General features: G+C 57.4%; 21 protein-coding genes, 1 pseudogene and 1 riboswitch. Of the genes and pseudogenes, 15 read left to right on the forward strand and 7 right to left on the reverse strand.

The features are described 5' to 3' along the window. Together IEX01_RS21645 and IEX01_RS19675 are read left to right on the forward strand one after the other, a co-directional pair. The coding region (locus IEX01_RS21645) for a hypothetical protein (protein ID WP_229701883.1) at positions 1-198 on the forward strand (198 nt) is incomplete at its 5' end. Next, a complete protein-coding gene (locus IEX01_RS19675; protein ID WP_024557351.1) occupies positions 170-565 on the forward strand; it encodes a YjaA family stress response protein in 396 nt (131 codons plus the stop codon). The genes IEX01_RS21645 and IEX01_RS19675, both read left to right, overlap by 29 nt. Here IEX01_RS19675 and IEX01_RS19680 read toward each other — a convergent pair. Further along, a complete protein-coding gene (locus tag IEX01_RS19680) occupies positions 556-996 on the reverse strand; it encodes an acetyltransferase (protein ID WP_024559941.1) in 441 nt (146 codons plus the stop codon). The genes IEX01_RS19675 and IEX01_RS19680 overlap by 10 nt on opposite strands. Positions 997-1,153: 157 nt before the next feature. On the opposite strand from IEX01_RS19680, the gene metA reads away from it, so the two are divergent. The 4 genes from metA to aceK all read left to right on the forward strand — a co-directional run bounded on the left by metA (position 1,154) and on the right by aceK (position 7,221). Next, positions 1,154-2,083, forward strand: coding sequence for a homoserine O-acetyltransferase MetA (gene metA, locus IEX01_RS19685; RefSeq protein ID WP_024557349.1), 930 nt, complete (start codon positions 1,154-1,156; stop codon positions 2,081-2,083). A 248-nt stretch (positions 2,084-2,331) separates the two neighbouring features. Continuing rightward, positions 2,332-3,930 carry a malate synthase A gene (aceB, locus tag IEX01_RS19690; protein ID WP_188724408.1) on the forward strand — a complete coding sequence of 533 codons (1,599 nt, stop codon included), beginning with the start codon at positions 2,332-2,334 and terminating at the stop codon, positions 3,928-3,930. Positions 3,931-3,965: 35 nt separating this feature from the next. Continuing rightward, the gene (gene aceA, locus IEX01_RS19695; protein WP_024559939.1) at positions 3,966-5,273 is read left to right on the forward strand and encodes an isocitrate lyase; all 1,308 of its coding nucleotides are present in this window, start codon (positions 3,966-3,968) and stop codon (positions 5,271-5,273) included. Positions 5,274-5,499: 226 nt separating this feature from the next. Beyond that, positions 5,500-7,221 carry a bifunctional isocitrate dehydrogenase kinase/phosphatase gene (gene aceK, locus IEX01_RS19700; protein ID WP_048887162.1) on the forward strand — a complete coding sequence of 574 codons (1,722 nt, stop codon included), beginning with the start codon at positions 5,500-5,502 and terminating at the stop codon, positions 7,219-7,221. Between the two features lie 84 nt (positions 7,222-7,305). Here the strand turns inward: aceK and iclR are convergent, their stop codons facing one another. Next, entirely contained in the window at positions 7,306-8,136 is an 831-nt protein-coding gene (iclR, locus tag IEX01_RS19705; RefSeq protein ID WP_024557345.1) for a glyoxylate bypass operon transcriptional repressor IclR, read from the reverse strand. Between the two features lie 192 nt (positions 8,137-8,328). Between iclR and metH the strand changes: the two genes are divergently transcribed. Together metH and IEX01_RS19715 are read left to right on the forward strand one after the other, a co-directional pair. Beyond that, positions 8,329-12,012, forward strand: coding sequence for a methionine synthase (metH, locus tag IEX01_RS19710; protein ID WP_188724409.1), 3,684 nt, complete (start codon positions 8,329-8,331; stop codon positions 12,010-12,012). A 381-nt stretch (positions 12,013-12,393) separates the two neighbouring features. Then, positions 12,394-14,022, forward strand: coding sequence for a Na/Pi cotransporter family protein (locus IEX01_RS19715; RefSeq protein WP_048887160.1), 1,629 nt, complete (start codon positions 12,394-12,396; stop codon positions 14,020-14,022). Positions 14,023-14,026: 4 nt separating this feature from the next. Here the strand turns inward: IEX01_RS19715 and IEX01_RS21875 are convergent. Further along, a pseudogene (locus tag IEX01_RS21875) lies at positions 14,027-14,128 on the reverse strand (addiction module antidote protein); the annotation flags it as partial. A gap of 258 nt (positions 14,129-14,386) precedes the next feature. Between IEX01_RS21875 and IEX01_RS21880 the strand changes: the two are divergent. Both IEX01_RS21880 and IEX01_RS19725 read left to right on the forward strand, forming a co-directional pair. After that, entirely contained in the window at positions 14,387-14,527 is a 141-nt protein-coding gene (locus tag IEX01_RS21880; protein WP_368072378.1) for a type II toxin-antitoxin system CcdA family antitoxin, read from the forward strand. Next, the gene (locus tag IEX01_RS19725; protein WP_024557341.1) at positions 14,527-14,844 is read left to right on the forward strand and encodes a CcdB family protein; all 318 of its coding nucleotides are present in this window, start codon (positions 14,527-14,529) and stop codon (positions 14,842-14,844) included. The genes IEX01_RS21880 and IEX01_RS19725 overlap by 1 nt, the downstream gene beginning before the upstream one ends. Before the next feature lie 48 nt (positions 14,845-14,892). On the opposite strand, the gene IEX01_RS19730 is transcribed toward IEX01_RS19725, so the two are convergent. From IEX01_RS19730 to rtcR, 3 genes are all read right to left on the reverse strand, one after another. Then, on the reverse strand, positions 14,893-15,165 hold the full coding sequence (locus IEX01_RS19730) for a YjbD family protein (RefSeq protein ID WP_024557340.1): 273 nt from the start codon (positions 15,163-15,165) through the stop codon (positions 14,893-14,895). A 105-nt stretch (positions 15,166-15,270) separates the two neighbouring features. Further along, complete coding sequence (gene panS, locus IEX01_RS19735) at positions 15,271-16,212, reverse strand: ketopantoate/pantoate/pantothenate transporter PanS (RefSeq protein ID WP_024557339.1); 942 nt, start codon at positions 16,210-16,212, stop codon at positions 15,271-15,273. A gap of 166 nt (positions 16,213-16,378) precedes the next feature. Further along, on the reverse strand, positions 16,379-17,968 hold the full coding sequence (rtcR, locus tag IEX01_RS19740) for an RNA repair transcriptional activator RtcR (protein ID WP_188724410.1): 1,590 nt from the start codon (positions 17,966-17,968) through the stop codon (positions 16,379-16,381). A gap of 475 nt (positions 17,969-18,443) precedes the next feature. Between rtcR and IEX01_RS19745 the strand changes: the two genes are divergently transcribed. From IEX01_RS19745 to IEX01_RS19755, 3 genes are read left to right on the forward strand one after another with little or no spacing between them, the layout of a single operon-like run. Beyond that, complete coding sequence (locus IEX01_RS19745; RefSeq protein ID WP_048887158.1) at positions 18,444-19,589, forward strand: slipin family protein; 1,146 nt, start codon at positions 18,444-18,446, stop codon at positions 19,587-19,589. Further along, on the forward strand, positions 19,579-20,805 hold the full coding sequence (locus tag IEX01_RS19750; RefSeq protein ID WP_188724411.1) for an RtcB family protein: 1,227 nt from the start codon (positions 19,579-19,581) through the stop codon (positions 20,803-20,805). Before IEX01_RS19745 ends, IEX01_RS19750 begins: the two co-directional genes overlap by 11 nt. Positions 20,806-20,809: 4 nt before the next feature. Continuing rightward, entirely contained in the window at positions 20,810-21,595 is a 786-nt protein-coding gene (locus IEX01_RS19755; RefSeq protein WP_188724412.1) for a nucleotidyltransferase domain-containing protein, read from the forward strand. Between the two features lie 21 nt (positions 21,596-21,616). Here the strand turns inward: IEX01_RS19755 and lysC are convergent, their stop codons facing one another. After that, a complete protein-coding gene (gene lysC / locus IEX01_RS19760) occupies positions 21,617-22,969 on the reverse strand; it encodes a lysine-sensitive aspartokinase 3 (RefSeq protein WP_024559930.1) in 1,353 nt (450 codons plus the stop codon). A 109-nt stretch (positions 22,970-23,078) separates the two neighbouring features. After that, positions 23,079-23,272, reverse strand: a riboswitch (Lysine riboswitch). Between the two features lie 496 nt (positions 23,273-23,768). Between lysC and pgi the strand changes: the two genes are divergently transcribed. Together pgi and yjbE are read left to right on the forward strand one after the other, a co-directional pair. After that, positions 23,769-25,418, forward strand: a complete 1,650-nt coding sequence (pgi, locus tag IEX01_RS19765; RefSeq protein ID WP_188724413.1) for a glucose-6-phosphate isomerase — start codon at positions 23,769-23,771, stop codon at positions 25,416-25,418. Between the two features lie 368 nt (positions 25,419-25,786). Beyond that, positions 25,787-26,032, forward strand: coding sequence for an exopolysaccharide production protein YjbE (gene yjbE / locus IEX01_RS19770; RefSeq protein ID WP_024557332.1), 246 nt, complete (start codon positions 25,787-25,789; stop codon positions 26,030-26,032). Positions 26,033-26,065: the final 33 nt, after the last annotated feature.

The following is a 26,065-nucleotide window of genomic DNA, read 5'->3' on the forward strand; positions in this document are numbered from 1 at the left end:
CAGGTGAAAAGCCCATCCTCACGGATGGGCTTTTTGCTTTTCAGCGGTACAGCAACGCCTTTTCCTGCCTTTGTATTCACGTTTGATAAAACAACAAAACTTCGCGCATTGCCCTGTTGCCCGATACAATTAACGTCTTCAATTAAAAAGAATAAAGCAGGGCAGCTTTATGAATATCCTGTACGTCACCATTCGTAAAAATCGCATGAGTCTGCGCGATCTGGATACCGGCCGGGAAGCGGTGGGTCATGGCTCATTCAGTAATCAGCGTATCCTTATTGGCGCCTTCTTCGCCGCAGAAAAAGTTTTACGGGACCTGATTGAGCAGGTTAAACCGCAAGGCTTGCTGGATCGGTTCGTCAGGCGCCAGCGCTACGACATCGTTATCGACGCGCTGGAGCTTAACGACGGCGGGTTGTCACAGGTTGAGGAGCGCGCCATCATGGAAATGGCAGCCGGCGCATCGGCTATGCGATACCGTCACATGGTGGTAGCCTGCGCTGTGCAGCCACGAACTGACGATGCCGTGAGAGCGCTGCTTGCGCAAAGCAGAAATCAGCGCTGATAGCGAAGGTGCAGCAGAGGATATGGCCTGCCTTCACTGTCTCTTTCGCTGCGCCCCGTAACGCTGAATCCCATCTTCTGATAAAAAACCACTGCCTGCACGTTCTGTTCATTAACGTCGGTTGTCAGTTCAGGAGCATAAGAAAGCGCATGGGCAATCAGCATACGGCCCACGCCCTTGCCGCGAAAATCCGGATCGACGAATAGCGCGTGCATATGTGCTCCTGATAACAGCATAAAGGCCACGGGAGCGTCATCGGACGTAACGGCGACCCAAAGCGGAGCGTCCGGCAAAAATGCCCGCACCTGTTTTTCGATTTCGATACGATCTGCAGGCTGCAAAAAAGTATGGGTGGCATCGACCGAGCGACACCAGATATCACCCAGGGCTTCTCCTTCATCACGCCGGGCACGGCGTATCGTTATGCTCATCGCGAGCTCCTTCTTATTGCGTTTTTGTTCTAACCTTTCCCGGTTCTTGAAACTTTCTCACCTTCAGCATGCAGGCTCGACATTCACGCCGAACCTGGTTATTGTCAGCTATCTGGATGTCTAAACGTTTAAACGTATGCAGTGAGGAAATAAGGTTATGCCTATTCGGGTGCCTGATGAGTTACCAGCCGTCAATTTTCTGCGTCAGGAAAATGTCTTTGTGATGACCACATCACGCGCCATTAATCAGGAGATCCGTCCGCTTAAGGTCCTGATACTTAACCTCATGCCGAAAAAAATCGAGACGGAAAACCAGTTCCTGCGTTTACTCTCAAACTCCCCGTTGCAGCTGGATATTCAACTTTTGCGCATCGACAGCCGCGAGTCCCGCAACACGCCCGCTGAGCATCTGAATAACTTCTACTGTAACTTTGAAGATATTTGCGATCAGAACTTCGATGGGCTTATCGTCACCGGCGCGCCGTTGGGCCTGGTCGAGTTTAATGACGTCGCCTATTGGCCGCAAATCCAGCAGGTCCTGGAGTGGGCGAAAGATCACGTTACGTCGACGCTGTTTGTCTGCTGGGCGGTTCAGGCGGCGTTAAATATCCTTTATGGTATTCCAAAGCAGACCCGTAAAGAGAAGCTTTCTGGCGTTTATGAGCACCACATCACCCAGCCTCATGCGCTGCTCACAAAAGGGTTTGATGATACGTTTCTGGCGCCGCATTCGCGCTACGCGGATTTCCCGGCCTCGCTTATTCGCGATTATACCGATCTCGATATTCTTGCCGAATCGGAAGAGGGAGACGCTTACCTGTTCGCCAGCAAAGATAAACGCATCGCCTTTGTTACCGGCCATCCGGAATATGACGCTAATACGCTTGCGAGCGAGTATTTCCGCGACGTCGAGGCGGGTCTGGACCCGCAGGTGCCTTATAACTATTTCCCGAACAACGATCCGCAAAACAAACCTCGCGCGACATGGCGTAGCCATGGAAATTTACTCTTTACGAACTGGCTTAATTACTTCGTCTACCAGATCACGCCATACGATCTTCGTCACATGAATCCCACGCTGGATTAAGCGATTCAGCCTCCCATGACAGGCGCCTGCGGGCGCCTTTTTTGTTTTAAAAAACCATCCAATTGCATAGAAAATTTTAAATTCATTAAAATCAGAAAGTTATATGCATTTTAAATCAAAAATGGAAATTGTTTTTGATTTTGAAAATGGTTTGATTACTCTTATTCCTGCTGAACGAAAAACGCACGCCTTTGGTTTCGTTCGCGATCGCATCTTTCTTTCACGGATCAACAGAGAGGATCGCAGTCATGAATCAGCAAGCCACCACCATCGAACTGGCATTCAACCAGCCCTTTAGCGAGCGGGAACGGCAAATACTGACGCCTGAAGCCGTTGAGTTTTTAAGCGAACTGGTTGCCCGCTTTACGCCGCAGCGTAACAAGTTATTAGCCGCCAGAACGCAGGTACAGCAGGAAATCGATGCCGGCAAGCTGCCCGATTTTATTTCGGAAACGGCTTCCATAAGAGAAAGCGAATGGACTATTCGCGGTATTCCAGAGGATTTACAGGATCGCCGCGTTGAAATCACCGGCCCTGTAGAGCGCAAAATGGTGATCAATGCGCTAAACGCCAATGTGAAAGTATTCATGGCCGATTTTGAAGACTCGCTGGCGCCAAACTGGGAGAAAGTGATCGATGGGCAGATCAACCTGCGGGATGCGGTGAAAGGCACCATCACCTGGACCAGTGAAGCTGGCAAAATCTACCAACTGAAGCCCAATCCTGCGGTGTTGATCTGCCGGGTGCGCGGCCTGCATCTCCCGGAAAAACATGTTACCTGGCGCGGTGAAGCGATCCCTGGCAGCCTGTTCGACTTCGCGCTCTATTTTTTCCACAACCACGAAACCCTGCTCGCCAAAGGCAGCGGCCCCTATTTCTACCTGCCGAAAACCCAGTCATGGCAGGAGGCCGCCTGGTGGAGCGAGGTTTTCAGCTATACCGAAGACCGCTTCAGCCTGCCGCGCGGCACCATCAAAGCAACCTTGTTAATCGAAACGCTGCCGGCGGTTTTCCAGATGGACGAGATCCTTCATGCGATGCGCGACCATATCGTGGGTCTTAACTGCGGCCGCTGGGATTACATTTTCAGCTACATCAAAACGCTCAAAAACCACCCGGATCGCGTGCTGCCCGACCGCCAGAGCGTAACAATGGATAAACCCTTTCTGAATGCGTATTCGCGGCTGCTGATTAAAACCTGCCACCGCCGCGGGGCCTTCGCAATGGGCGGTATGGCGGCGTTTATCCCGAGTAAAGATAGCCAGCGTAACGACTGGGTGCTGAATAAGGTTAAAGCGGATAAAGAACTCGAAGCGAACAATGGTCACGATGGCACCTGGATTGCGCATCCCGGGCTTGGCGATACGGTGATGGCGGTCTTTGACAAGGCGCTGGGGGAAAACAAAAACCAGCTGCGCGTCACCCGGGAAGAAGATGCGCCCATTACTGCGCAAGCGCTGCTGGCGCCTTGCGAAGGCGAGCGTACGGAAGAGGGGATGCGCGCCAATATCCGCGTGGCGGTGCAGTACATTGAAGCCTGGATTTCAGGCAACGGCTGCGTGCCGATTTACGGCCTGATGGAAGATGCCGCGACGGCGGAGATCTCCCGTACCTCTATCTGGCAGTGGATCCACCATCAGAAAACCTTAAGCAACGGCAAGCTGGTGACCAAAGATCTCTTCCGCCAGATGCTCGCCGAAGAGATGCAGGTCATCCAGGAAGAGCTGGGCGAACAGCGCTTCAGCCATGGCCGCTTTGTAGAGGCCGCGCGCCTGATGGAGCAAATCACCACCTCGGACGAGCTTATCGACTTCCTCACGCTGCCAGGCTACCGCCTGCTGGCCTGACCCTACGCCACCCTACTAATAAGGAGCATCTGCCTATGAAAACGACACGTACCCAACAGATTGAGCAGTTAGAGCAGGAATGGCAACAACCGCGCTGGGAAGGGATCCGTCGTCCTTACAGCGCGCAGGAGGTGGTAAAGCTGCGCGGCTCGGTGAACCCGGAATGCACGCTGGCGCAGTTGGGCGCGGCGAAAATGTGGCGTTTGCTGCATGGCGACGCGAAAAAAGGCTATATCAACAGCCTCGGCGCGCTGACCGGCGGCCAGGCGTTGCAACAGGCGAAAGCGGGTATTGAGGCGGTTTACCTTTCCGGTTGGCAGGTCGCAGCCGATGCTAACCTGGCGTCCAGCATGTACCCGGATCAATCGCTCTACCCGGCTAACTCCGTGCCTTCGGTAGTGGAGCGGATCAACAATACGTTTCGCCGTGCGGATCAGATCCAGTGGGCTGCCGGCATTGAGCCGGGCGATCCGCGCTATGTCGATTATTTCCTGCCGATTGTGGCGGATGCCGAAGCGGGATTTGGCGGCGTGCTGAACGCCTTTGAACTGATGAAATCGATGATTGAAGCGGGCGCGGCGGCGGTACATTTTGAAGATCAGCTCGCCTCGGTGAAAAAGTGCGGTCATATGGGCGGGAAAGTGCTGGTGCCGACTCAGGAAGCTATCCAGAAGCTGGTGGCGGCGCGCCTGGCGGCAGATGTGATGGGCGTGCCGACGCTGTTAATCGCCCGCACCGATGCCGACGCGGCGGATCTGATTACCTCCGATTGCGACCCCTACGACAGCGAGTTCATTACCGGCGAGCGCACCAGCGAAGGCTTTTACCGCACTCGTGCGGGCGTAGAGCAGGCTATCAGCCGGGGGCTGGCGTATGCCCCTTATGCCGACCTGGTATGGTGTGAAACGTCCACGCCCGATCTCGCTCAGGCCAGGCGCTTCGCCGAAGCGATTCATGCCCGTTTCCCCGGCAAGCTGCTCGCCTACAACTGCTCGCCTTCGTTTAACTGGCAGAAGAATCTGGATGATAAAACCATCGCCAGCTTCCAGCAGCAGCTGTCGGACATGGGCTACAAGTACCAGTTCATCACGCTCGCAGGGATTCACAGCATGTGGTTCAACATGTTCGACCTGGCGCACGCCTATGCACAGGGCGAAGGGATGAAGCACTACGTTGAGAAGGTACAGCAGCCGGAATTCGCGGCCGGGAAAGAAGGGTACACCTTCGTTTCGCATCAGCAAGAGGTGGGCACCGGCTATTTCGACAACGTGACCACCATTATCCAGGGCGGCGCGTCGTCCGTCACGGCGCTGACCGGCTCAACAGAGGAAGCGCAGTTCTAGCGGCAAATCCTCACCTGGCCCTCTCCCTTAACGGGAGAGGGAAAAGGCGGGCTGGCCTGTTCTCTCTTTCCGGTGGAAGAAACGCGCAGAGCGGGTAAGCGCCAGCCGCCATGCGCTGTGGGCTCAGGTCAGTCGCTCCACCTTTCCCTTCCTGGCAGAGGGGCAGGACAAGGCGCAAACAGGGCCGCAACGTTGTTTCTCTCATCTTCACACCAGGAGCCTGTCTATGTCGCGTGGACTGGAACTGCTTGTCGCTCAAACCATTCTGCAGGGCTTCGACGCCCAGTACGGGCGCTTTCTGGAGGTGACCTCCGGCGCGCAGCAGCGCTTCGAGCAGGCTGACTGGCACGCCGTCCAGCAGGCGATGAAAAGCCGTATCCACCTTTACGATCATCACGTGGGCCTGGTGGTGGAGCAGCTAAAGTGCATTACCGAGGGGAAAGGCGCTGACGCTGATTTTCTGCTGCGCGTTAAACAGCATTACACCGCGCTGTTGCCCGACTACCCACGTTTCGAGATTGCCGAAAGCTTTTTCAACTCTGTTTATTGCCGGCTTTTCGACCACCGCGCGCTCAGCCCTGAACGGCTGTTTATCTTCAGCTCGCAGCCCGAACGGCGCTTTCGCACCATTCCCCGTCCGCTGGCAAAAGACTTCTATCCGCAGCAGGGATGGCGGGAATTACTTACCACGCTGCTTAGCGATCTCCCGCTGCGCTTGCGCTGGCAAAATCTCGCGCGGGATGTGGGCTATATTATCGCGCACCTCACCGAAACCCTCGGGCCGGAGATGCTGCAGAACGTGCATTTGCAGGTGGCGAATGAGCTCTTCTACCGCAACAAGGCGGCCTGGCTGGTGGGCAAGCTGGTGCTGCCGGGCGGCACGCTGCCGTTTCTGCTGCCCATTCACCGCACGGAAGAGGGCGAACTGTTTGTTGACGCCTGCCTGACCACCAGCGCCGAGGCGAGCATCGTTTTCGGTTTCGCCCGCTCTTATTTTATGGTCTACGCGCCGCTGCCCGCCGCGCTGGTGGAGTGGCTGCGGGAGATCCTGCCGGGCAAAACCACCGCCGAGCTTTATATGGCGATAGGCTGCCAGAAGCACGGCAAAACGGAGAGCTATCGCGAATACCTCAACTACATCACCCGCACCGACGAGCAGTTTATCGAAGCGCCCGGCATTCGCGGCATGGTCATGCTGGTCTTCACGCTGCCGGGCTTTGACCGGGTATTTAAGGTGATTAAAGACCGCTTCGCGCCGCAGAAAGAGATGACCGAAGCGCACGTTCGCGCCTGCTATCAACTGGTAAAAGAGCATGATCGCGTCGGGCGGATGGCGGATACCCAGGAGTTTGAAAACTTCGTGCTGACGAAAAGCCAGATAAGCCCGCCGCTGCTGGCGCTGCTGCAACAGGAAGCGCCGCGCAAGCTCACCGATCTGGGCGACAGGATAGTCATCAGCCATCTCTATATTGAGCGGCGTATGGTGCCGCTGAACCTGTGGCTGGAGCAGGCAAGCGGCCAACAGCTGCGCGATGCGGTAGAGGAGTATGGCAACGCCATCCGGCAACTCGCCGCCGCGAATATCTTCCCGGGCGACATGCTGTTTAAGAATTTCGGCGTCACCCGCCATGGACGGGTAGTGTTCTATGACTACGATGAAATTTGCTATATGACCGAGGTGAATTTTCGGGATATTCCGCCGCCGCGCTACCCGGAAGATGAACTGAGCGCCGAGCCGTGGTACAGCGTAGCGCCGGGGGACGTTTTCCCCGAGGAGTTCCGCCACTGGCTTTGCGCCGACCCGCAAATCGGTCCGCTGTTTGAGGAGATGCACAGCGAGCTTTTCAGCGCAGCTTACTGGCGGTCGCTTCAGGCGCGCATTCGCGAAGGGCATGTGGAGGATGTTTACGCCTACCGCAGGCATCAGCGTTTTTGCCTGCGCGGGTAAAAGCAAAACGGTCAACCTTAGGCTGCCGTTTTGCTATTTGCGCCGCTCGTCGGTGAGAAGCAGGGCGTAAGGCAGTTTCTTCTCTTAACGTACCCCGCCGTAAGCCAGCGTCACCTCTTTCGCCGCTTTGATAACCAGCGCCCCCAGCTCCGTTACGCGGTCGTCGGTAATGCGCGAAACCGGGCCGGAGAGGGAAATCGCGGCGAAGGCTTCATGATGCTCATCGTAAATACAGGCCGCCACGCAGCGCAGCCCCAGCGCATGTTCTTCGTCATCGAAGGAGTAGCCGCGCTTGCGGGTCTGGGCCAAATCTTCTTTCAGATGCAGCGGCGAAACCAGCGTCGCATGGGTGTAGGTGTGAAGCCCCTGACGGTGCAGCAGGCTGGTCACCTCTTCGTCGCTTAGCTGCGATAAAAACGCCTTGCCCGCGCCGGAGGCGTGCATCGGCAGTTTGCCGCCGATGGGGGCGGACATGCGCATCAGTTGGGTGCACTGCACCTGATCGATAATAATCGCCTGATGATCGCTTTTATCCAGTACCGCGAGGTTGACCGTTTCGCCGGAGCTCTCCATCAGCTTACGCAGAATGGGATGCACAATCGCCAGCAAATTGCGGCTTTGCAAAAAGCTGCTGCCGACCATAAAAGCGTGGGCGCCAATCGCCCAGTGTCCGAGGTCGCCAACCTGGCGCACGAAACCCAGTTGCTGCATCGTGGTGAGCAGACGGTGGGTGGTGGAGTTGGGCAAGCCCGCCTGCTGGGCGAGTTCCGTCAGCGCCACGCTGCCCTGCGACTCGGCGATCCATTCCAGTAACTTCAGCCCGCGCGTCAGCGACTGCACCTGACCGGTGGCCTGCGGCGCAGCGGCGGCGGCGCGGGGTTTCTTGCCGCGTTTAGCGGGAACAGCAGCGACCATGGCGGCCTCCTTTTCTGTATCGTGGAAATAATTTTCGTTTTATTTGGCGATAATGCAACCGTCGTACTACTCATCGGAGGAGTTGATAGTGAACATGTCTCAAGTTGCCGTCGCTCGCCTTTTCCGCCAGGGGGGATTATGCCAGTATGGTCTGCTGGCCTGTTGGGCCTTTATGTGTAGCCGGGAGTGAATGTGAGTAGCAAAGTTGAGAAGCTGCGTCAGCAGCTAGCCGAACGTATTCTGGTGCTCGATGGCGGCATGGGCACCATGATCCAGAGTTACCGTCTGGAAGAGCAGGATTACCGCGGCGAGCGTTTCGCCGACTGGCCGTGTGACTTAAAGGGCAATAACGACCTTCTGGTGCTGACCAAACCGGAAACCATCGCCGCCATTCACTATGCCTATTTTGAAGCGGGCGCGGATATCGTTGAGACTAACACCTTTAACTCAACCACCATCGCGATGGCCGATTACCAGATGGAAGCGCTGTCGGCGGAAATCAACTTTGCAGCGGCGAAGCTCGCCCGCGCCTGCGCTGATGAGTGGACGGCCCGCACGCCGGAAAAACCGCGCTACGTCGCAGGCGTGCTCGGCCCCACCAACCGTACCGCCTCTATTTCACCGGACGTTAACGACCCTGCTTACCGCAACGTCACCTTCGACCAGCTGGTGGAAGCCTACCGTGAATCCACCCGGGCGCTGGTGGAGGGCGGTTCAGATCTAATCCTGATTGAAACGGTTTTCGACACCCTTAACGCCAAAGCCGCTATTTTCGCCGTGAAAGCCGAGTTCGACGCGCTGGGCGTCGAGCTGCCAGTCATGATCTCCGGCACCATAACCGACGCCTCCGGGCGCACCCTCTCGGGCCAGACGACGGAGGCGTTTTACAACTCGCTGCGCCATGCGGACGCGCTCTCCTTCGGCCTTAACTGCGCGCTGGGGCCGGATGAGCTGCGTCAGTATGTGGCGGAACTCTCCCGCATCGCGGAATGCTACGTGACGGCGCACCCCAACGCCGGCCTGCCGAACGCCTTCGGCGAATACGATCTGGATGCCGACGTGATGGCCGGGCAAATCCGCGAATGGGCGGAGTCGGGCTTTCTGAATATCGTCGGCGGCTGCTGCGGCACCACGCCGGCGCACATCGCCGCCATGAGCCGCGCCGTGGAAGGGTTGCCGCCGCGCAAGCTGCCAGAGATCCCGGTCGCCTGCCGCCTGGCGGGTCTGGAGCCGCTCAACATCGGCGACGACTCGCTGTTTGTGAACGTCGGCGAGCGCACCAACGTAACCGGCTCCGCCAAATTCAAGCGCCTTATCAAAGAAGAGAAGTACAGCGAAGCGCTGGATGTGGCGCGCCAGCAGGTCGAAAACGGCGCGCAGATAATCGACATCAACATGGATGAAGGGATGCTCGACGCCGAAGCGGCGATGGTGCGTTTCCTCAACCTGATAGCTGGCGAACCGGATATCGCTCGCGTGCCGATTATGATCGACTCCTCGAAATGGGAAGTCATTGAAAAGGGCCTCAAGTGCATTCAGGGCAAAGGCATCGTTAACTCTATCTCCATGAAAGAGGGCGTTGAGACCTTTATCCATCATGCGAAGCTGGTGCGTCGTTACGGCGCGGCGGTGGTGGTGATGACCTTTGATGAAGTGGGCCAGGCGGATACCCGCGCGCGTAAAATCGAAATCTGCCGCCGGGCGTACCAGATTCTCACCGAAGAAGTGGGCTTCCCGCCGGAAGATATTATTTTCGACCCGAACATCTTTGCGGTGGCGACGGGCATCGAAGAGCACAACAACTACGCTCAGGACTTTATCGGCGCCTGCGAGGACATTAAGCGTGAGCTGCCCCATGCGCTGATTTCCGGCGGCGTATCGAACGTGTCGTTTTCGTTTCGCGGCAACGACCCGGTACGTGAAGCCATTCACGCGGTATTCCTCTATTACGCCATCCGCAACGGCATGGATATGGGGATCGTTAACGCCGGACAGCTGGCAATTTACGACGATCTGCCCGCCGAGCTGCGCGATGCGGTAGAGGACGTTATTCTCAACCGCCGCGCCGACGGCACCGAGCGGCTGCTGGATCTGGCGGAGAAATACCGCGGCAGCAAAAGCGACGCGGCGGCAGACCCGCAGCAGGCCGAATGGCGCTCGTGGGACGTAAAAAAACGCCTTGAATACTCGCTGGTAAAAGGCATTACCGAGTTTATCGAGCAGGATACCGAGGAGGCGCGCCAGCAGGCGGCTCGTCCCATTGAGGTTATCGAAGGGCCGCTGATGGACGGGATGAACGTGGTCGGCGACCTCTTCGGCGAGGGCAAGATGTTCCTGCCGCAGGTGGTGAAATCCGCCCGCGTCATGAAACAGGCGGTGGCTTATCTTGAGCCGTACATTCAGGCCAGCAAAGAGGTTGGCAAAAGCAACGGCAAAATCGTTCTCGCCACGGTAAAAGGCGATGTGCACGACATTGGCAAAAATATCGTCGGCGTGGTGTTGCAGTGTAATAATTACGAAATCATCGATCTTGGCGTGATGGTGCCGATGGATAAAATCCTTAAAACCGCGCGCGAAGAAAAAGCCGATATCATTGGTCTTTCCGGGCTTATCACCCCATCGCTCGATGAGATGGTGAACGTGGCGAAAGAGATGGAGCGCCAGGGCTTTACCCTGCCGCTGCTGATTGGCGGCGCGACCACCTCGAAAGCCCATACGGCGGTGAAAATCGAGCAGAACTACAGCGGGCCGACGGTCTATGTGCAGAACGCCTCGCGCACCGTAGGCGTCGTTTCGTCGCTGCTTTCCGACACGCTGCGCGACAGCTTTGTCGAACGTACCCGTAAGGAGTATGAAACCGTGCGTATCCAACATGGTCGTAAAAAACCCCGTACGCCGCCGGTTACGCTTGCCGCGGCGCGGGAAAACGATCTCGCCTTCGACTGGGAGAGCTACACCCCGCCGGTGGCGCACCGACTGGGCGTGCAGGAAGTGACCGCCAGCATCGAAACGCTGCGCAACTACATCGACTGGACGCCGTTCTTTATGACCTGGTCGCTTGCCGGCAAATACCCGCGCATTCTCGAAGATGACGTCGTAGGGGTTGAGGCGCAGCGCCTGTTTAAAGACGCCAACGATATGCTCGACATGCTGAGCGCGAAGAAATCGTTGAACCCGCGCGGCGTGGTGGGGCTCTTTCCGGCTAACCGCGTGCTGGACGACGTTGAAATCTATCGCGACGAAACGCGCACCCATGTGCTGGCGGTCAGCCATCATCTGCGCCAGCAGACAGAAAAAGTGGGCTTCGCCAACTACTGCCTCGCTGATTTCGTCGCGCCTAAACGCAGCGGCAAAGCGGACTACATCGGCGCTTTCGCCGTGACCGGCGGGCTTGAGGAAGACGCGCTGGCCGAAGCCTATGACGCGCAGCATGACGATTACAACAAAATCATGGTGAAAGCGGTGGCGGACCGCCTGGCGGAAGCGTTCGCCGAATACCTGCACGAGCGCGTGCGTAAAGTCTACTGGGGCTATGCGCCGAATGAGAACCTCAGCAACGAGGAGCTTATCCGCGAAAACTACCAGGGCATCCGTCCGGCGCCCGGCTATCCGGCCTGCCCGGATCACACCGAAAAAGCGACTATCTGGGCGCTGCTGGATGTGGAAACCCACATCGGCATGAAGCTGACCGAGTCCTACGCCATGTGGCCGGGGGCGTCGGTTTCCGGCTGGTACTTCAGCCACCCGGACAGCAAGTACTTCGCCGTCGCGCAAATCCAGCGCGATCAGGTGGAAGATTACGCCCAGCGTAAAGGAATGAGCGCCACGGAAGTGGAGCGTTGGCTTGCGCCTAACCTCGGGTACGATGCGGATTAACTTTTGTAAGCGCCAGAGCTACATGACTGGCGCTTCTTATCGATAATCGAACGCGTACTGCATGGTGCAAGAAACCTGGCTGCATTTTTCTCTTCGTAAAATGTAGACCGTCATAAATTTGTCATTTTTCCGCCCGCCGACGCGCCTTTGCGGCTATCCCGTCCGCCTTCCTGTGAATTAAGCTCTTATACTCATTAAACGGTTTGAGCTAACGCCCTCGCGGTTGCGTACCTGCTTCGCAGGATAGGTAAGCGTTGCGCCCCAACCCTGAGCGCGAAGGGTCGTTGCGCTTATCCGTCTTACCTGTTTGCCTTTGCCGCAAGGGAAAGGTTTCATTGCAAAATCGGTATCAAAGGAAAACAACAACCATAAGGAGAAGCCGTGTTAACGCTGTTACACCTGCTGTCTGCGGTGGCGCTGCTGGTATGGGGCACCCACATTGTGCGTACCGGCGTAATGCGCGTCTTTGGCGCGCGGTTAAGAACCGTGCTCAGCCGCAGCGTGGAGAAAAAACCGCTCGCCTTTTGCGCGGGCATTGGCGTGACTGCGCTGGTGCAGAGCAGCAACGCCACCACGATGTTAGTCACCTCGTTTGTCGCGCAGGATCTGGTGGCGCTCACGCCTGCGCTGGTCATTGTGCTGGGGGCCGATGTCGGTACGGCGCTGATGGCGCGCGTGCTGACCTTCGACCTTTCCTGGCTCTCGCCGCTGCTGATTTTCGTCGGCGTCATTTTCTTCTTAAGCCGCAAGCAAACCCGGGCGGGTCAGCTTGGTCGCGTCGCCATCGGCCTTGGGCTTATTCTGCAGGCGCTGGAGCTTATCGTGCAGGCGGTCACGCCGATTACCGAAGCCTCGGGCGTGAAGGTGATTTTCGCCTCGCTGACGGGCGATATCATGCTCGATGCGCTGATAGGCGCCGTGTTCGCTATCATCAGCTATTCAAGCCTTGCCGCCGTGTTGTTGACCGCCACGCTGACGGCGACCGGCGTTATCTCTTTTGACGTGGCGCTCTGTCTGGTGATTGGCGCCAACCTCGGCTCCGGCCTGCTTGCTATGCTCAACAACAGCGCCGCGAACGCCGCCGCCCGGCGCGTGGCGCTTGGCAGCCTGATGTTCAAGCTGGTGGGCAGCCTCATTGTGCTGCCGTTCGTTCACCTTCTGGCGAATGGGCTGCATAAATTGCCGCTGCCGGAGTCCGAACTGGTTATCTATTTTCACGTCTTTTATAACCTCATCCGCTGCCTGGCGATGGTGCCTTTCGCCAGAATGATGGCGCGCTTTTGCCGCCGGATGATCAAAGACGACCCGCAGACCGACGCGCGGCTGAAGCCGCGCCACCTGGACACCAGCGCGCTCGACACCCCGGCGCTGGGCCTTGCCAACGCGGCGCGGGAGACGCTGCGCATGGGCGACGCGCTGGAGCATATGCTGGAGCTGTACGGCAAAGTCATGCACGGCGAACCGCGCCAGGAGAAAGAGCTGCGCAAGGTGGCCGACGATGTGGATGTGCTCTACACCGCCATCAAGCTCTATCTGGCGCGCATGCCGAAAGAGGATTTGCCGGAAGCGGAAGCGAAACGCTGGGCGGAGATTATTGAGATGTCGCTGAACCTCGATCAGGCGGCGGACATTCTTGAGCGCATGGGCAGCGAAGTGGCGGATAAATCGCTGGCCGCGCGGCGCGCGTTTTCGCCGGAAGGCATTAAGGAGCTGGATACGCTGCTTAGCCAGCTTACCGCCAACCTGAAGCTCAGCATGTCGGTCTTTTTCTCCGGCGACGTGCCGAGCGCGCGGCGTCTGCGCCGCTATAAACACCGCTTTCGCATTCTCAACCGGCGCTACTCTCATGCGCACGTTGACAGGCTGCATCAGCAGAATGTGCAGAGCATTGAAACCAGCTCGTTACACCTGAGCCTGCTTGGCGACATGAAGCGGCTGAACTCGTTGTTCTGCGCGGTGGCCTACAGCGTGCTGGAGCAGCCGGACGACGATGAGGAGCGAGCGGAGTAACGCATTAACGTTTGATGGTTAACCCGAGACCCAACGCTTTCATCACCGCCAGGGTGGTTTTAAGCGTTGGGTTTCCTTTATCGCGAAAAGAGCGGCATCGCTGCTTTCAGCATTGCCGCGAAAGCACGATTTACCGGGAAGCAACTCGCAAAGCGCGCACCGGCTTCGTGACAATACGGCCTTCAAACTCTATTTTCTGATACAGCGCGAAACCTGAAGCACCGGGAAAGGGAAAAACCGTGCAGTACCGCAGATCAAAGGAGGCATCATGCGCACCAGAGTTCCGTTTATCACTGCAGCCAGCAATCCGCTGGAAATAAAAATGATAAGCCACGCCAGAAGGCAAGAAAGTGAATTCTCCGTCATGTCCGACGGTATAAGCCAGCAAGAAAACTGTCAGCATCATACCGAAGCAGAGCTTCGGGAGTATCAGCAGACCTTCGAAGCCATTAACCACTTTATTGAGGAGCATGGCGCGTTTAGTGATTTTCATCGGTCGTTCTGATGGAACAGTTTCGGGTATATCAGAACAAAGGGGCAGGCAAGCATGCTTACCCCTATTTTATTAATATCCAGCACCCTGTCGCGAATACGCTTCGGCATGTTCTGGTTGTGCCAGTAGTCGACAGCAGGCTTTTGCCCGCTAAGCCCTTGTCGGCAAAAATTTGTCCGGTGGTTGAGATTGCAGGGCGCGCTTATGTGGCGATGACGCCCATGATGGCGGGAGTGCCAACGAAAGAAGTCGGCGGCGAAGTTGCTGACTTTACGCACTATCGACAGCCATTACGCGATGCAGTCGATTTTTTGCTTAATGGCTACTAATCCGTAGCCATTTTTTAGCGACCCCGCAGCATGCGAATGCAAAGGTCATCACCTTCGTCCGCGCGCAGGCGTGCTGGCGGACCAGGAGAAGGTGGATTCGCTGTCGGGCTTGTAAGCCTGCTGCTTCTTCAGCTTACGCGCCTGTTTCGCCGCCAGCTCCCGCTGCGCCATGAGTTTGTCGATGTACTCTTTCTTAACGTGATTCGCTTCGGAATTGGTCAGCGGGCGGCCATGGGCGATACGGGCGCGGTCGAGCAGCGTTTTTAATTCGCGCTGTTCGCTTTCGGTCATCTCTTTCTGGGTCAGTCTGGCGGTGGACATAATGGCTACCTCTCAGGGAAAGTCAGTCCAGTGTACGTGATAGCGGCGAAGAACACAGGGTAAGCCTGCTGAAATAAAAATGCCGGGCAGCCCCGGCATTTCACATTAACTCTCCCGCACGGTTTCCCGTTTGCGTTTATCGACGGGCTTCCCGGACCAGTAACCCGCCAGCAGCGAGCCGGAAAGGTTATGCCACACCGAGAAGAGCGCGCCGGGCAGGGCGGCCAGCGGCGAAAAGTAGATTTTGCCAAGCGCGGCGGCAAGCCCTGAGTTCTGCATGCCCACCTCGATGGCCAGCGTGCGACAGGTCGATTCGTCAAAGCCGAACAGCCTTCCGCCCCAGTAGCCGCCAAGCAAACCAATGCTGTTATGCAGGATCACCGCCACAATCACCATCAGGCCTACCGAGGCGATGTGCGAAGCGGAGCCCGCCACCACGGCGCTGATGATAGCCAGAATACAGACCATCGAAAACGCGGGCAGATAAGGCTCTACCGCTTTCACCAGACGCGGGAAGAGATGGTGCACAATCAGCCCCAGCGCAATCGGGATAACGACGATTTGCAGAATGCTCAGCAGCATGCCCATCACGTCCACCTGAATATGCGCGTCGACGTAAAGGCGCGTCAGCAGCGGCGTGGCGAAAACGCCCACCAGCGTAGAGACGGAGGAGATGGTCACCGACAGCGCCACGTCGCCCTTCGCCAGATAGATCATCACGTTGGACGCGGTGCCGCTCGCCACACTTCCCACCAGCACCATCCCGGCGGAAAGATCCGGCGGCATATGAAACAGCATCGCCAGCAGCCAGGCGGCCAGCGGCATTACCAGATAATGCAGAAAAATGCCTGCCGCCACCGGCGCGGGGCGGGAGAGCACGCGTTTGAAATCATCAAGCTTCAGGTGCACGCCCATGCCGAACATGATGAGCATTAATAGCGTGCTGACCCAGGGCCCAACGGGCGTGAAGGTGGAAGGGGTGTAATAAGCCAAAACCGAGAGCAGCAGCGCCCAGAGCGGGAACAGCCGCGTGAATGTTGCGAGCATGATGATTCTTTTCCTTGCAGGTTGCGTCGTTGTGTTTCCCCTGCCGCTGTGAGCGCGGCGTTGCGTTATCGCTATGCGGGGATAAAAAAGCCGGGAGCGGGCCCGGCCATAACTATTGTGTATCGTGCGAAGAAAAGTTATTCAAACAAATTATGATGAAATGCACTCATCCTGCGCCGCGCACACTCTCCCAACTAAGCCCGAACCTCGCGAGGTATTTACGCAGGCGGTCGGCGTCGTTGGGGTTGCTTTTCTTCTGCCGTGAGACGGCGAAAAGCGCCCGTCCGGCTTCAGAGAGCGTACTGCAACGGCGACAGACGGCGATGACCGCCGCCAGCTGGTCCTGGTCGAAGAGGTCGAGGGTCGCCGGGTCGACGGGCAGCGCAACGGCGCCGTGCGCAGGCCGCCAGCTTTGTTGCAGCCGCAGAATCTCTTCTTCCACCAACGCCTCGGTAATGCGCCCCTGGTCCGCCAGCGTCGCCATGCGCGCAACCGATGCGCCAAGCTCGCGAAAATTGCCCGGCCAGCGCGCCTGCGGCGAGCAGGCGAAGAGGAGATACCGCTCGCGCGCTGTCTTATCGAAGCGGATTTGCGTTTGCTGCTCCGCGCAGAAGCGCTGCAACTCATATTCCACGTTAGGCGCAATATCCTCGCGCCGTTCGGCAAGGCCCGGCAGCGCAAAGGCCCACATGTTGATGCGGGCATAAAGATCTTCACGAAAGCGGCCTTCGGCGACCCACTGCGTCATGTCGCGATGCGTGCCGGCGATAAGCTGGAAATCGCTGCGCACTTCTTTATCCGAACCAAACGGGAAGAACGTTTTCTCTTCAATCGCCTTCAGCAACATCGCCTGCTCGTCCAGCCCCAGCTCGGCTATCTCATCGAGAAACAGCACGCCGCCGTCCGCTTCCCGAAGCAGGCCCGCCCGCGCCTGCTGCGCGCCGGTAAACGCCCCTTTGACATGGCCGAACAGGGTCGACATGGCGTTATCGCCGCGCAGCGTCGCGCAGTTTACCGACACCAGCCGTCCCTGCACGAGATGACGCGCCTGGCGCAGCTGGAAAATACGTTTCGCGAGAAAGGATTTGCCCGCGCCGGTAGGGCCGGTAAGCAGAATGGGCGCGGTGGAGCGCAGCGCCACGCGCTCTATCTGGTCAATCAGGCGGTTAAAGGTGGCGTTGCGGGTGTCGATGCCCGCCTTCAGAAACGAGACCGACTGTTGCTGCTCGCGCTGAAAACGGCTGGTGAGCGTCGCGTAGCGGCTTAAATCGAGGTCGATAACCGAGCAGGTGCCGGCGGCTTTCTTCAGGTCCGTAGCCTCGCCCCTGGCCGGGCTGGTTTGCAGCAGGCTGGCGGGAAGGTAACGCGCTTCCGTCAGCAGGAACCAGCAGATCTGCGCCACATGCGTGCCGGTGGTGATATGCACCAGGTACTCTTCGTTTTCGGTGTCGAAAGGGTAGTGCGTGGCGAAGTCGAGAAAGGCGGCGTAAACCTCTTCAAAATCCCACGGGTCAAGAATCGTTACAGGGTGGCGGCGTACCTGCGTCTGCGGCGAAACGACAGCGATGTCTTCGCTAAGCTGCTCCGCCATGCCTTTATCCCGCGGCTGGTGCAGCAACTCCAGCCGGTCGACGGGAAAACCGGGCTGCTGGCAAAGACCGACGGTGGGCCGCCATTTCTTCCAGCGGTTCTCCCGCTTGCCGCGCTTGTCCAGCACCGTACCCAACACGCCAATCACTACCCGCCGCTTTTGCATGTTTATACCTATATATAAAACAATATAAATAATTATAAATTATTGATCGTCATGATAATACCTGAATGGCGGCTTCTGTGTTTTTATCCTTACTTTTCAATTAATTATTTTTTTATTCATTGCTTAACTGAAACTGGCACGCTTCTGGCAATACCTGTTATGTCAGCACACTGGGAGTCGCAGGGGATATGAGCCCCGCCGGCGCACCGGGAGCGGTAATACGTTTTCCAGGGGGCGTTCCGCCAGTGGAAAGACATGGGCGAAAAGTCGGTTTTATCAGGTTCGATTCCTGATTCGTCACCTCTTCTCCAGAGAGCTATGCAAGCAGTACCCGGTGGTCGGCTGTGATGACCACCCCGAGCGGGCGCCGGTAACGACGCCGGGCCGCAGGCAAAACGCGCAGGCAGTCATGGCCCGTTTCCCTGCGGCTCCGTGTCCGCACTCGCGCCGGCAAGTGAAAAACAGGGAGATAAAAATGAATAACAAAATCACGATTCGAAAAGGCCAGCTGGGTTTACTGGCAAAACAGGGCGACTTTTATCAGGTGCTGGAGGCGGGCGAACATCGCCTGCCGTGGTTTAACAAACCGGACGTGACCGTGGTGGATGTGAACGGCGACGACGTGGCGCCGGAACTTGCCGATTATCTGCGACGCTTTCAGCCGGAATGGGTAGAGAAATATTGCCTGTCTGTCGATACCGCAGAACAGGAAACGGCGGCGCTTTACCGCAACGGCGTACTGCTGGAAATCATCCCGCCGGGCGCGCGTCGGCTGTTCTGGCGCGATGGCGACAGCCTGCAGGTAAAACGCATGAGCACGCAGGATGTGCACGTGCCCATTGATGTTATGAATGCGGTATTGCAGCCGCGCGGTCGCAACGAGGCGGTGAAAGGCCGCGAGGCGATCCTGACGGTGCAGGTGCCCGCCTGGCATGTCGGCGTGTTGAAAATTGACGGCGAGACGCAGGCGCTGCTGCCGCCAGGCTTAAGCGCATACTGGAAAATCAACCACCTCGTAGAGGCGGAAGTGGTGGATACGCGCCTGCAGGCGCTGGAGGTATCGGGCCAGGAGATCCTGACCAAAGATAAAGTGAATCTGCGCATCAACCTCGGCGCGAACTGGCGTTATCTCGATGTTCTGCAGGCGTACAGCCAGCTGGCGAAGCCGCTGGATTACCTTTATCGCGAGTTGCAGTTTGCGCTTCGCGAAGCGGTAGGGACGCGCACACTGGATGAGCTGCTGGAGAACAAGCAGGTCATCGACGACGTGGTGAGCGCGCAGGTGATTGCCCGCATGGCGCCGTTTGGCATTGAGGTCGCGTCAACAGGCGTGAAAGACATCGTGTTGCCCGGCGATATGAAAACCATTCTGTCGCGGCTGGTGGAGGCGGAAAAATCCGCGCAGGCGAATGTTATCCGCCGGCGCGAAGAGACCGCGGCGACGCGTTCGTTACTGAACACCGCCAAAGTGATGGAAAACAACCCGGTGGCGCTGCGCTTAAAAGAGCTGGAGACGCTGGAAAGGGTGGCGGAGCGCATCGATAAAATCTCGGTGTTTGGCGGTCTGGACCAGGTATTGCACGGTCTTGTAAACATTAAAGGAAAGACAAATGCAGCATAACGATTATCAACTGCTGGCGCGTGAAAACAGCGCGCCGGTAAAAATGTGGACCAACGGCGTGCCGGTAGAATCAGAGGCGCGCGAACAACTGCTCAAAACGGCGAAAATGCCGTTTATCTTTAAACACCTGGCGGTGATGCCCGATGTGCATCTGGGTAAAGGCTCGACCATCGGCAGTGTTATTCCGACCAAAGGGGCGATTATCCCGGCGGCGGTGGGCGTGGATATCGGTTGCGGGATGATTGCGGTGCGCACGTCGCTGACTGCAAGCGACCTGCCGGATAACCTCAGCGGGCTGCGCAGCGCCATTGAGCATGCCGTGCCGCACGGGCGCACCAGCGCACGCGGCCAGCGGGATAAAGGGGCGTGGAACCGCGCGCCGCAGGAAGTGGACGCGCACTGGACGCACCTGGCGCCGCGCTTTAAGCGGATCACCGATAAATATCCGAATCTGCTGAAAACCAACAACTATCAGCATCTGGGCACGCTGGGTACCGGCAACCACTTTATCGAGGTTTGTCTGGACGAGCAGCAGCGAGTGTGGGTCATGCTGCACAGCGGCTCGCGCGGCGTGGGTAACGCCATCGGCACCCACTTCATCGCGCTTGCTCAGAAAGATATGCAGCGCCATATCGCTAACCTGCCGGATCGCGATCTCGCTTATTTTGAAGAGGGAAGCAAGCATTATGCGGATTACATCGAAGCCGTCGAATGGGCGCAGGATTTCGCGCGCCATAACCGCGAAGTGATGATGTCCCGCGTGCTGGCGGCGCTGTCTCAGGTCATCAAGAAACCCTTTATGACCCAGCAGGAGGCGGTGAACTGCCACCATAACTATGTGCAGAAAGAGCGTCATTTCGGCGAGGATGTGCTGGTGACGCGCAAAGGCGCTGTCTCCGCGCAGAAAGGACAGATGGGGATTATCCCCGGTTCGATGGGCGCGAAAAGCTTTATCGTGCGCGGTCTGGGCAACGAAGAGAGTTTCTGCTCCTGTAGCCACGGCGCCGGGCGCACCATGAGCCGAACGGCGGCGAAAAAGCGCTTTACGGTGGAAGATCAGATCCGCGCCACCGCGCACGTGGAGTGTCGCAAAGACAGCGACGTTATCGATGAAATTCCGATGGCGTATAAAGATATCGATGCGGTGATGGCCGCTCAGGCCTCATTGGTGGAAGTGGTGCATACCCTGCGCCAGGTGGTTTGCGTAAAAGGATAAAAAAATGGAACTGAACGGCGTTGATGCCGCCATGCGGGAGCGCGTGCGACACGTGCTGAAAGAAGTGGAAGCACGCTACGGCGTGAAGGTGCTGTACGCCTGTGAATCAGGCAGCCGCGGCTGGGGCTTCGCCTCGCCGGACAGTGATTACGATGTGCGCTTTCTTTATGTGCATCCGCCCGAGTGGTATTTACGCGTTGATGCGCCGCGCGACGTCATCGAGTTGCCAATAGACGACACGCTGGACGTCTGCGGCTGGGAGTGGCGCAAAGCGCTCGGGCTGCTCAAGCGCGCTAACCCGACGCTTATCGAATGGCTCGATTCGCCAGTGGTCTATCAGCAGGATGAAAAGGTCATCGCCGCGCTGCGTGAACAGGTGCCTGCATGGTTCTCCGCAGAGCGGGCGCGCTGGCACTACTACTCAATGGCGCGGAAAAACTTCCGCAGCTATTTGCAGGGCGATACGGTGCGGCTGAAGAAATATTTCTACGTGTTGCGCCCGCTGCTGGCGGTTCGCTGGATAGAAGCGGGTAAGGGTGCGCCGCCGATGCGTTTTGTCGAATTGCTGGACGGCGTCGTGACCGATCCGCTGCTGCGTCAGGAAATAGACGCGCTGCTGGCGAGAAAACAGCGTGCGGGCGAGGCGGAGTATGGCGCGGCGATGCCGCGGATACAGGCTTTTATCACGCAGGAGCTGGCGCGCGGCGAAACGCCGCCCGACCTGCCGCATAGTGAAAAGGCCTGCGCGACCAGGTTAGATACGCTGCTTTATGAAACGGTAATGGCCTGACATTGTCAGGCCATTTTTTTATCACTCGAACAGGTTGTGATGCAGCTTCTGCACTACCTGCTCCGCTTCCGCGCCGGGCACCAGGAAACAGAGGTTATGGCTGGAGGCGCCGTAGCAGATCATGCGGATGTTGAACGGCTCCATCACGCCGAAGACTTCTTTGCCCACGCCGCACGCTTTCGACAGATCGTTGCCAATCAGCGCCACCAGCGCCAGGTTCTCTTCCACCTCCACGCGACAGAGCGAAGAGAGCTCCGTTAGCAGCGCCTGCGTCAGCAGCGTATCGCCGGTTGAGGTGGAACCGGTAGTGTCGAGCGTCAGCGCCACGCTCACTTCCGAGGTGGTTATCAAATCAACGGAGATATTGTGGCGCGCCAGGATGCTGAAGACTTCGGCAAGAAAACCGCGCGAGTGCAGCATATTCAGGCTGTGCAGCGTCAGCAGCGTTTGCTTGCGGCGCAGCGCCAGCGCGCGGAATAGCGGCGGGTTGGCGGTTTCGTTGCACACCAGCGTGCCGCCGGCTTTCGGGTCTTTGCTGGAGCCGACAAACACCGGGATATCGCTGCGCACGGCGGGCAGCAGCGTGGCCGGGTGCAGCACTTTCGCGCCAAACGTCGCCATCTCCGCCGCTTCTTCAAAAGCGATTTCATCAATGCGTTTCGCCGCGGGCACGACGCGCGGGTCGGTGGTGTAAATGCCGGGCACGTCGGTCCAGATATCGACGCGGCTTGCCTGCAACGCTTCGCCAAGGAGCGCGGCGGTATAATCGCTGCCGCCGCGGCCAAGCGTCGTGGTGCGGCCTTTCGCTTCACTGCCGATAAAGCCCTGGGTGATGATGAGCCCCTCGGCGAGGCGCGGCTTCAGCTGTAACGTCGAGAGCTCAGAAAGCGCCGTTACATCCGGCTCGGCGCGGCCAAAGCGATCGCTGGTGCGCATCACTTTGCGCACGTCGAACCACTGCGCTTCCACGTGGCGTTCGCGCAGGATCTCGACAAAAAGCAGGGTAGACATCAGCTCGCCGTGGCTGACCAGCTCATCAGTCAACGCATGAGAGGTGGCAAGCGACGCGGCCTCAGAAAGGGTGGCGATGTTTTCCAGCAGGCGGTCAATCTCTTCGCGGATAACCGTCGGGTTTTGCAGCCGCTCAACAATGTCGTACTGGATTTTGCGAATGGCGTCGAGCTTGACGAAGCGCTCGGTCGCTTCCAGCCCTTCGGCCAGCGCCACCAGCAGATTGGTCACGCCCGCGGAAGCGGAAAGCACCACCAGACGCACGGCCTCATCGGAAAGCACCACGTCGGCGCTGCGGTTCATGGCGTCGAAATCCGCCACGCTGGTGCCGCCAAATTTCGCGACCACTAAAGAATCTGTCATAACAACCTCGTGTCAGGGGGCCATAGCGCATGGCGTATAAAGTATTCAGCCCTGGAACAAGGAGAGAGCGGTAAGGGGGCGGACGCAGGCGGGAAAACCACAACCACATACACCCAGAAGCGCTCCACCTTGCGAAACGTTCGACTGCTGACGTTTCGGGTGACAACCCAGGGGATTCAGCCCCTGTAGCCGATAGCGAACGTTGCCAGACGCCACGCTACCTCGGCGTCGCTCCCCCTCCCGTGCCGTCTTTGGAGTGGCTCCTCGGACACGATACCTGGGCGACGCGCCTCTTCTGGCGATACTCTGCGCCTTTCGTCCTGCCGCGGCGTTGGCTTTCCTCGCTCACCCCAGTCACATACTTTTGTATGCTCTTGGGGATTCGCTGCGTCGCCGTCTTGCGGCAAAACGAAATGCTGGAGTATCAGGATACTCTTTGCTTTTTGTTCTTCCGCGGCATGTTTTACCGTGGCAAAACGAAATGCTGGAGTATCAGGTTTGTTCAGTGGGCATAGCGCGACACCGAAACAACCTAAAATTTACCGGCTGACAACGCGCAGCGCGCTTCGGACCGGTATTTATTCATAAATAAAGGGTTAGCAGGGTTATTGTCAACGATACGGTCATGGGGATTTTTCATGTTGCGCCGCCTGCCAGGAAAATAACTTATAACAGCTATACTTTCGTCTTAACCGGCACGGTGGCGCGCAACCAACGCCATGATAAAAATCATCACAATTCCAGCCACAAGCGCTACAATCGACCGCAGTTTCAATTCTCAAATCACAAGAGTATTGCTATGAAAAACATCAATCCGAAGCAGACCTCCGCCTGGCAGGCGCTAGAGCAACACTATGCAGAGATGAAGGATGTAAAAATCGCCGATCTGTTCGCCAAAGACGCCGACCGCTTCAGCAAATTCTCCGCCACGTTCAATGACCTGATGCTGGTCGACTATTCCAAAAACCGCATTACCGAAGAGACTCTCAGCAAGCTGCAGGCGCTGGCGAAAGAGACCGACCTGGCGGGCGCCATCAAATCGATGTTCTCCGGTGAAAAGATCAACCGCACCGAAGACCGCGCCGTGCTGCACGTGGCGCTGCGCAACCGTAGCAATACGCCGATCCTGGTGGACGGCAAAGATGTGATGCCGGAAGTGAACGCCGTGCTGGAGAAGATGAAAAAATTCTCCGAGGCCATTATCTCCGGGCAGTGGAAAGGCTATACCGGCAAGCCGATTACCGACGTGGTGAACATCGGCATCGGCGGCTCCGACTTAGGCCCGTTCATGGTGACCGAAGCGCTGCGCCCCTATAAAAACCACCTTAACATGCACTTTGTCTCTAACGTCGATGGCACCCACATCGCCGAAGTGCTGAAAAAAGTGAACCCGGAAACCACCCTGTTCCTCGTGGCTTCCAAAACCTTTACTACCCAGGAAACCATGACCAACGCCCACAGCGCGCGCGACTGGTTCCTGAAAACCGCGGGCGATCAGCAGCACGTGGCGAAACACTTCGCGGCGCTCTCTACTAATGCCAAAGCGGTGGGCGATTTCGGCATCGATACCGCCAACATGTTCGAATTCTGGGACTGGGTCGGCGGCCGTTACTCCCTGTGGTCGGCGATTGGCCTTTCCATCATTCTCTCCGTGGGCTTTGACAACTTTGTTGAACTGCTCAGTGGCGCACATGAGATGGATAAACACTTCTCCACCGCCGCGCCTGAACAAAACTTGCCGGTGCTGCTGGCGCTGATTGGCATCTGGTACAACAACTTCTTTGGCGCTGAAACCGAAGCCATTCTGCCGTACGACCAGTACATGCACCGCTTTGCCGCCTACTTCCAGCAGGGCAACATGGAATCCAACGGCAAGTTTGTCGACCGCAACGGCAACCCGGTGGATTACCAGACCGGCCCTATCATCTGGGGCGAGCCGGGCACCAACGGCCAGCATGCGTTCTATCAGTTGATCCACCAGGGCACTAAGCTGGTACCGTGCGATTTCATCGCGCCGGCCGTCACCCATAATCCGCTTTCCGACCACCACCAGAAACTGCTGTCCAACTTCTTCGCCCAGACCGAAGCGCTGGCGTTTGGCAAATCTCGCGACGTGGTGGAGCAGGAATTCCGCGACCAGGGTAAAGACCCGGCGCAGCTGGATCACGTGGTGCCGTTTAAGGTGTTTGAAGGCAACCGCCCGACCAACTCCATCCTGCTGCGTGAAATCACGCCGTTCAGCCTGGGCGCGCTGATTGCGCTTTATGAACACAAGATCTTCACCCAGGGCGCTATCCTGAACATCTTCACCTTCGACCAGTGGGGCGTGGAATTAGGTAAACAGCTGGCCAACCGCATCCTGCCGGAGCTTGGCGACGATAACGCGATCGACAGCCACGACAGCTCCACCAACGGACTGATTAACCGCTACAAAGCGTGGCGCGCGTAATTAACGTGTTGTGCTGAATAATGCCGGCCTGAGCGCCGGCATTTTTTATCGGAGAAATCCCGTTGTGGCGGCAAATCAGGGTCGCCCGGCTTTGAGGTTAATCTGAAAAAGCGTTTTTACCCTTTCATTTTATCAGGGGAATTTAGGATTAAACGGATTGGATGTTTTTAAGAATATATTTTAACTATTTGAATAATATTATCTTTTAATTAAATTGCTGCGCTCAACATTTTCATTTTATCTATTTGTCCTAAAACCCACCGCTTATTTCCCGATGCCATAAACCGGCAGGCGTTGTTGTGTATACTCGATTGCGCCTGAAACCCTTTTCGGGCACATCTCCATTCATTCAATGAAGGGAAATTGTTATGAAAAAAATCGTTTATGGCATTTTTGCCATAGCAGCGCTGGGCGCGACTGCGGCTAATGCGGAGCCGGTAGCCACCGGTGACGCGGCAGGCGCAGCGGCGACGTCGGTGTCAGTAGGCTCCTCTACTGCAACGACCGCCAGCACTGTCGGGTCGGTTGTCGGCGTGGCGCTCGCTGCGACCGGTGGCGGCGACGGTTCTAACACCGGGACCACCACCACAACCACCACCAGCACCACGCAGTAACCTTCGGTGCTTTAACCATAACCACACTACGGT

The organism is Franconibacter daqui (assembly GCF_014644275.1).
Classification (GTDB): domain Bacteria; phylum Pseudomonadota; class Gammaproteobacteria; order Enterobacterales; family Enterobacteriaceae; genus Franconibacter; species Franconibacter pulveris.

Bases quoted from the DNA above. Each gene is read 5' to 3' on its own strand.
- rtcR (WP_188724410.1), bottom strand. From the start codon at position 17,968: ATGCAAAAGCGGCGGGTAGTGATTGGCGTGTTGGGTACGGTGCTGGAC.
- IEX01_RS19730 (WP_024557340.1), bottom strand. From the start codon at position 15,165: ATGTCCACCGCCAGACTGACCCAGAAAGAGATGACCGAAAGCGAACAG.
- IEX01_RS19750 (WP_188724411.1), top strand. From the start codon at position 19,579: ATGCAGCATAACGATTATCAACTGCTGGCGCGTGAAAACAGCGCGCCG.
- aceK (WP_048887162.1), top strand. From the start codon at position 5,500: ATGTCGCGTGGACTGGAACTGCTTGTCGCTCAAACCATTCTGCAGGGC.
- IEX01_RS19680 (WP_024559941.1), bottom strand. From the start codon at position 996: ATGAGCATAACGATACGCCGTGCCCGGCGTGATGAAGGAGAAGCCCTG.
- IEX01_RS19675 (WP_024557351.1), top strand. From the start codon at position 170: ATGAATATCCTGTACGTCACCATTCGTAAAAATCGCATGAGTCTGCGC.
- pgi (WP_188724413.1), top strand. From the start codon at position 23,769: ATGAAAAACATCAATCCGAAGCAGACCTCCGCCTGGCAGGCGCTAGAG.
- IEX01_RS21880 (WP_368072378.1), top strand. From the start codon at position 14,387: ATGTCCGACGGTATAAGCCAGCAAGAAAACTGTCAGCATCATACCGAA.
- lysC (WP_024559930.1), bottom strand. From the start codon at position 22,969: ATGACAGATTCTTTAGTGGTCGCGAAATTTGGCGGCACCAGCGTGGCG.
- aceB (WP_188724408.1), top strand. From the start codon at position 2,332: ATGAATCAGCAAGCCACCACCATCGAACTGGCATTCAACCAGCCCTTT.
- aceA (WP_024559939.1), top strand. From the start codon at position 3,966: ATGAAAACGACACGTACCCAACAGATTGAGCAGTTAGAGCAGGAATGG.
- iclR (WP_024557345.1), bottom strand. From the start codon at position 8,136: ATGGTCGCTGCTGTTCCCGCTAAACGCGGCAAGAAACCCCGCGCCGCC.
- panS (WP_024557339.1), bottom strand. From the start codon at position 16,212: ATGCTCGCAACATTCACGCGGCTGTTCCCGCTCTGGGCGCTGCTGCTC.
- IEX01_RS19725 (WP_024557341.1), top strand. From the start codon at position 14,527: ATGGAACAGTTTCGGGTATATCAGAACAAAGGGGCAGGCAAGCATGCT.
- IEX01_RS19745 (WP_048887158.1), top strand. From the start codon at position 18,444: ATGAATAACAAAATCACGATTCGAAAAGGCCAGCTGGGTTTACTGGCA.
- IEX01_RS19755 (WP_188724412.1), top strand. From the start codon at position 20,810: ATGGAACTGAACGGCGTTGATGCCGCCATGCGGGAGCGCGTGCGACAC.
- metA (WP_024557349.1), top strand. From the start codon at position 1,154: ATGCCTATTCGGGTGCCTGATGAGTTACCAGCCGTCAATTTTCTGCGT.
- yjbE (WP_024557332.1), top strand. From the start codon at position 25,787: ATGAAAAAAATCGTTTATGGCATTTTTGCCATAGCAGCGCTGGGCGCG.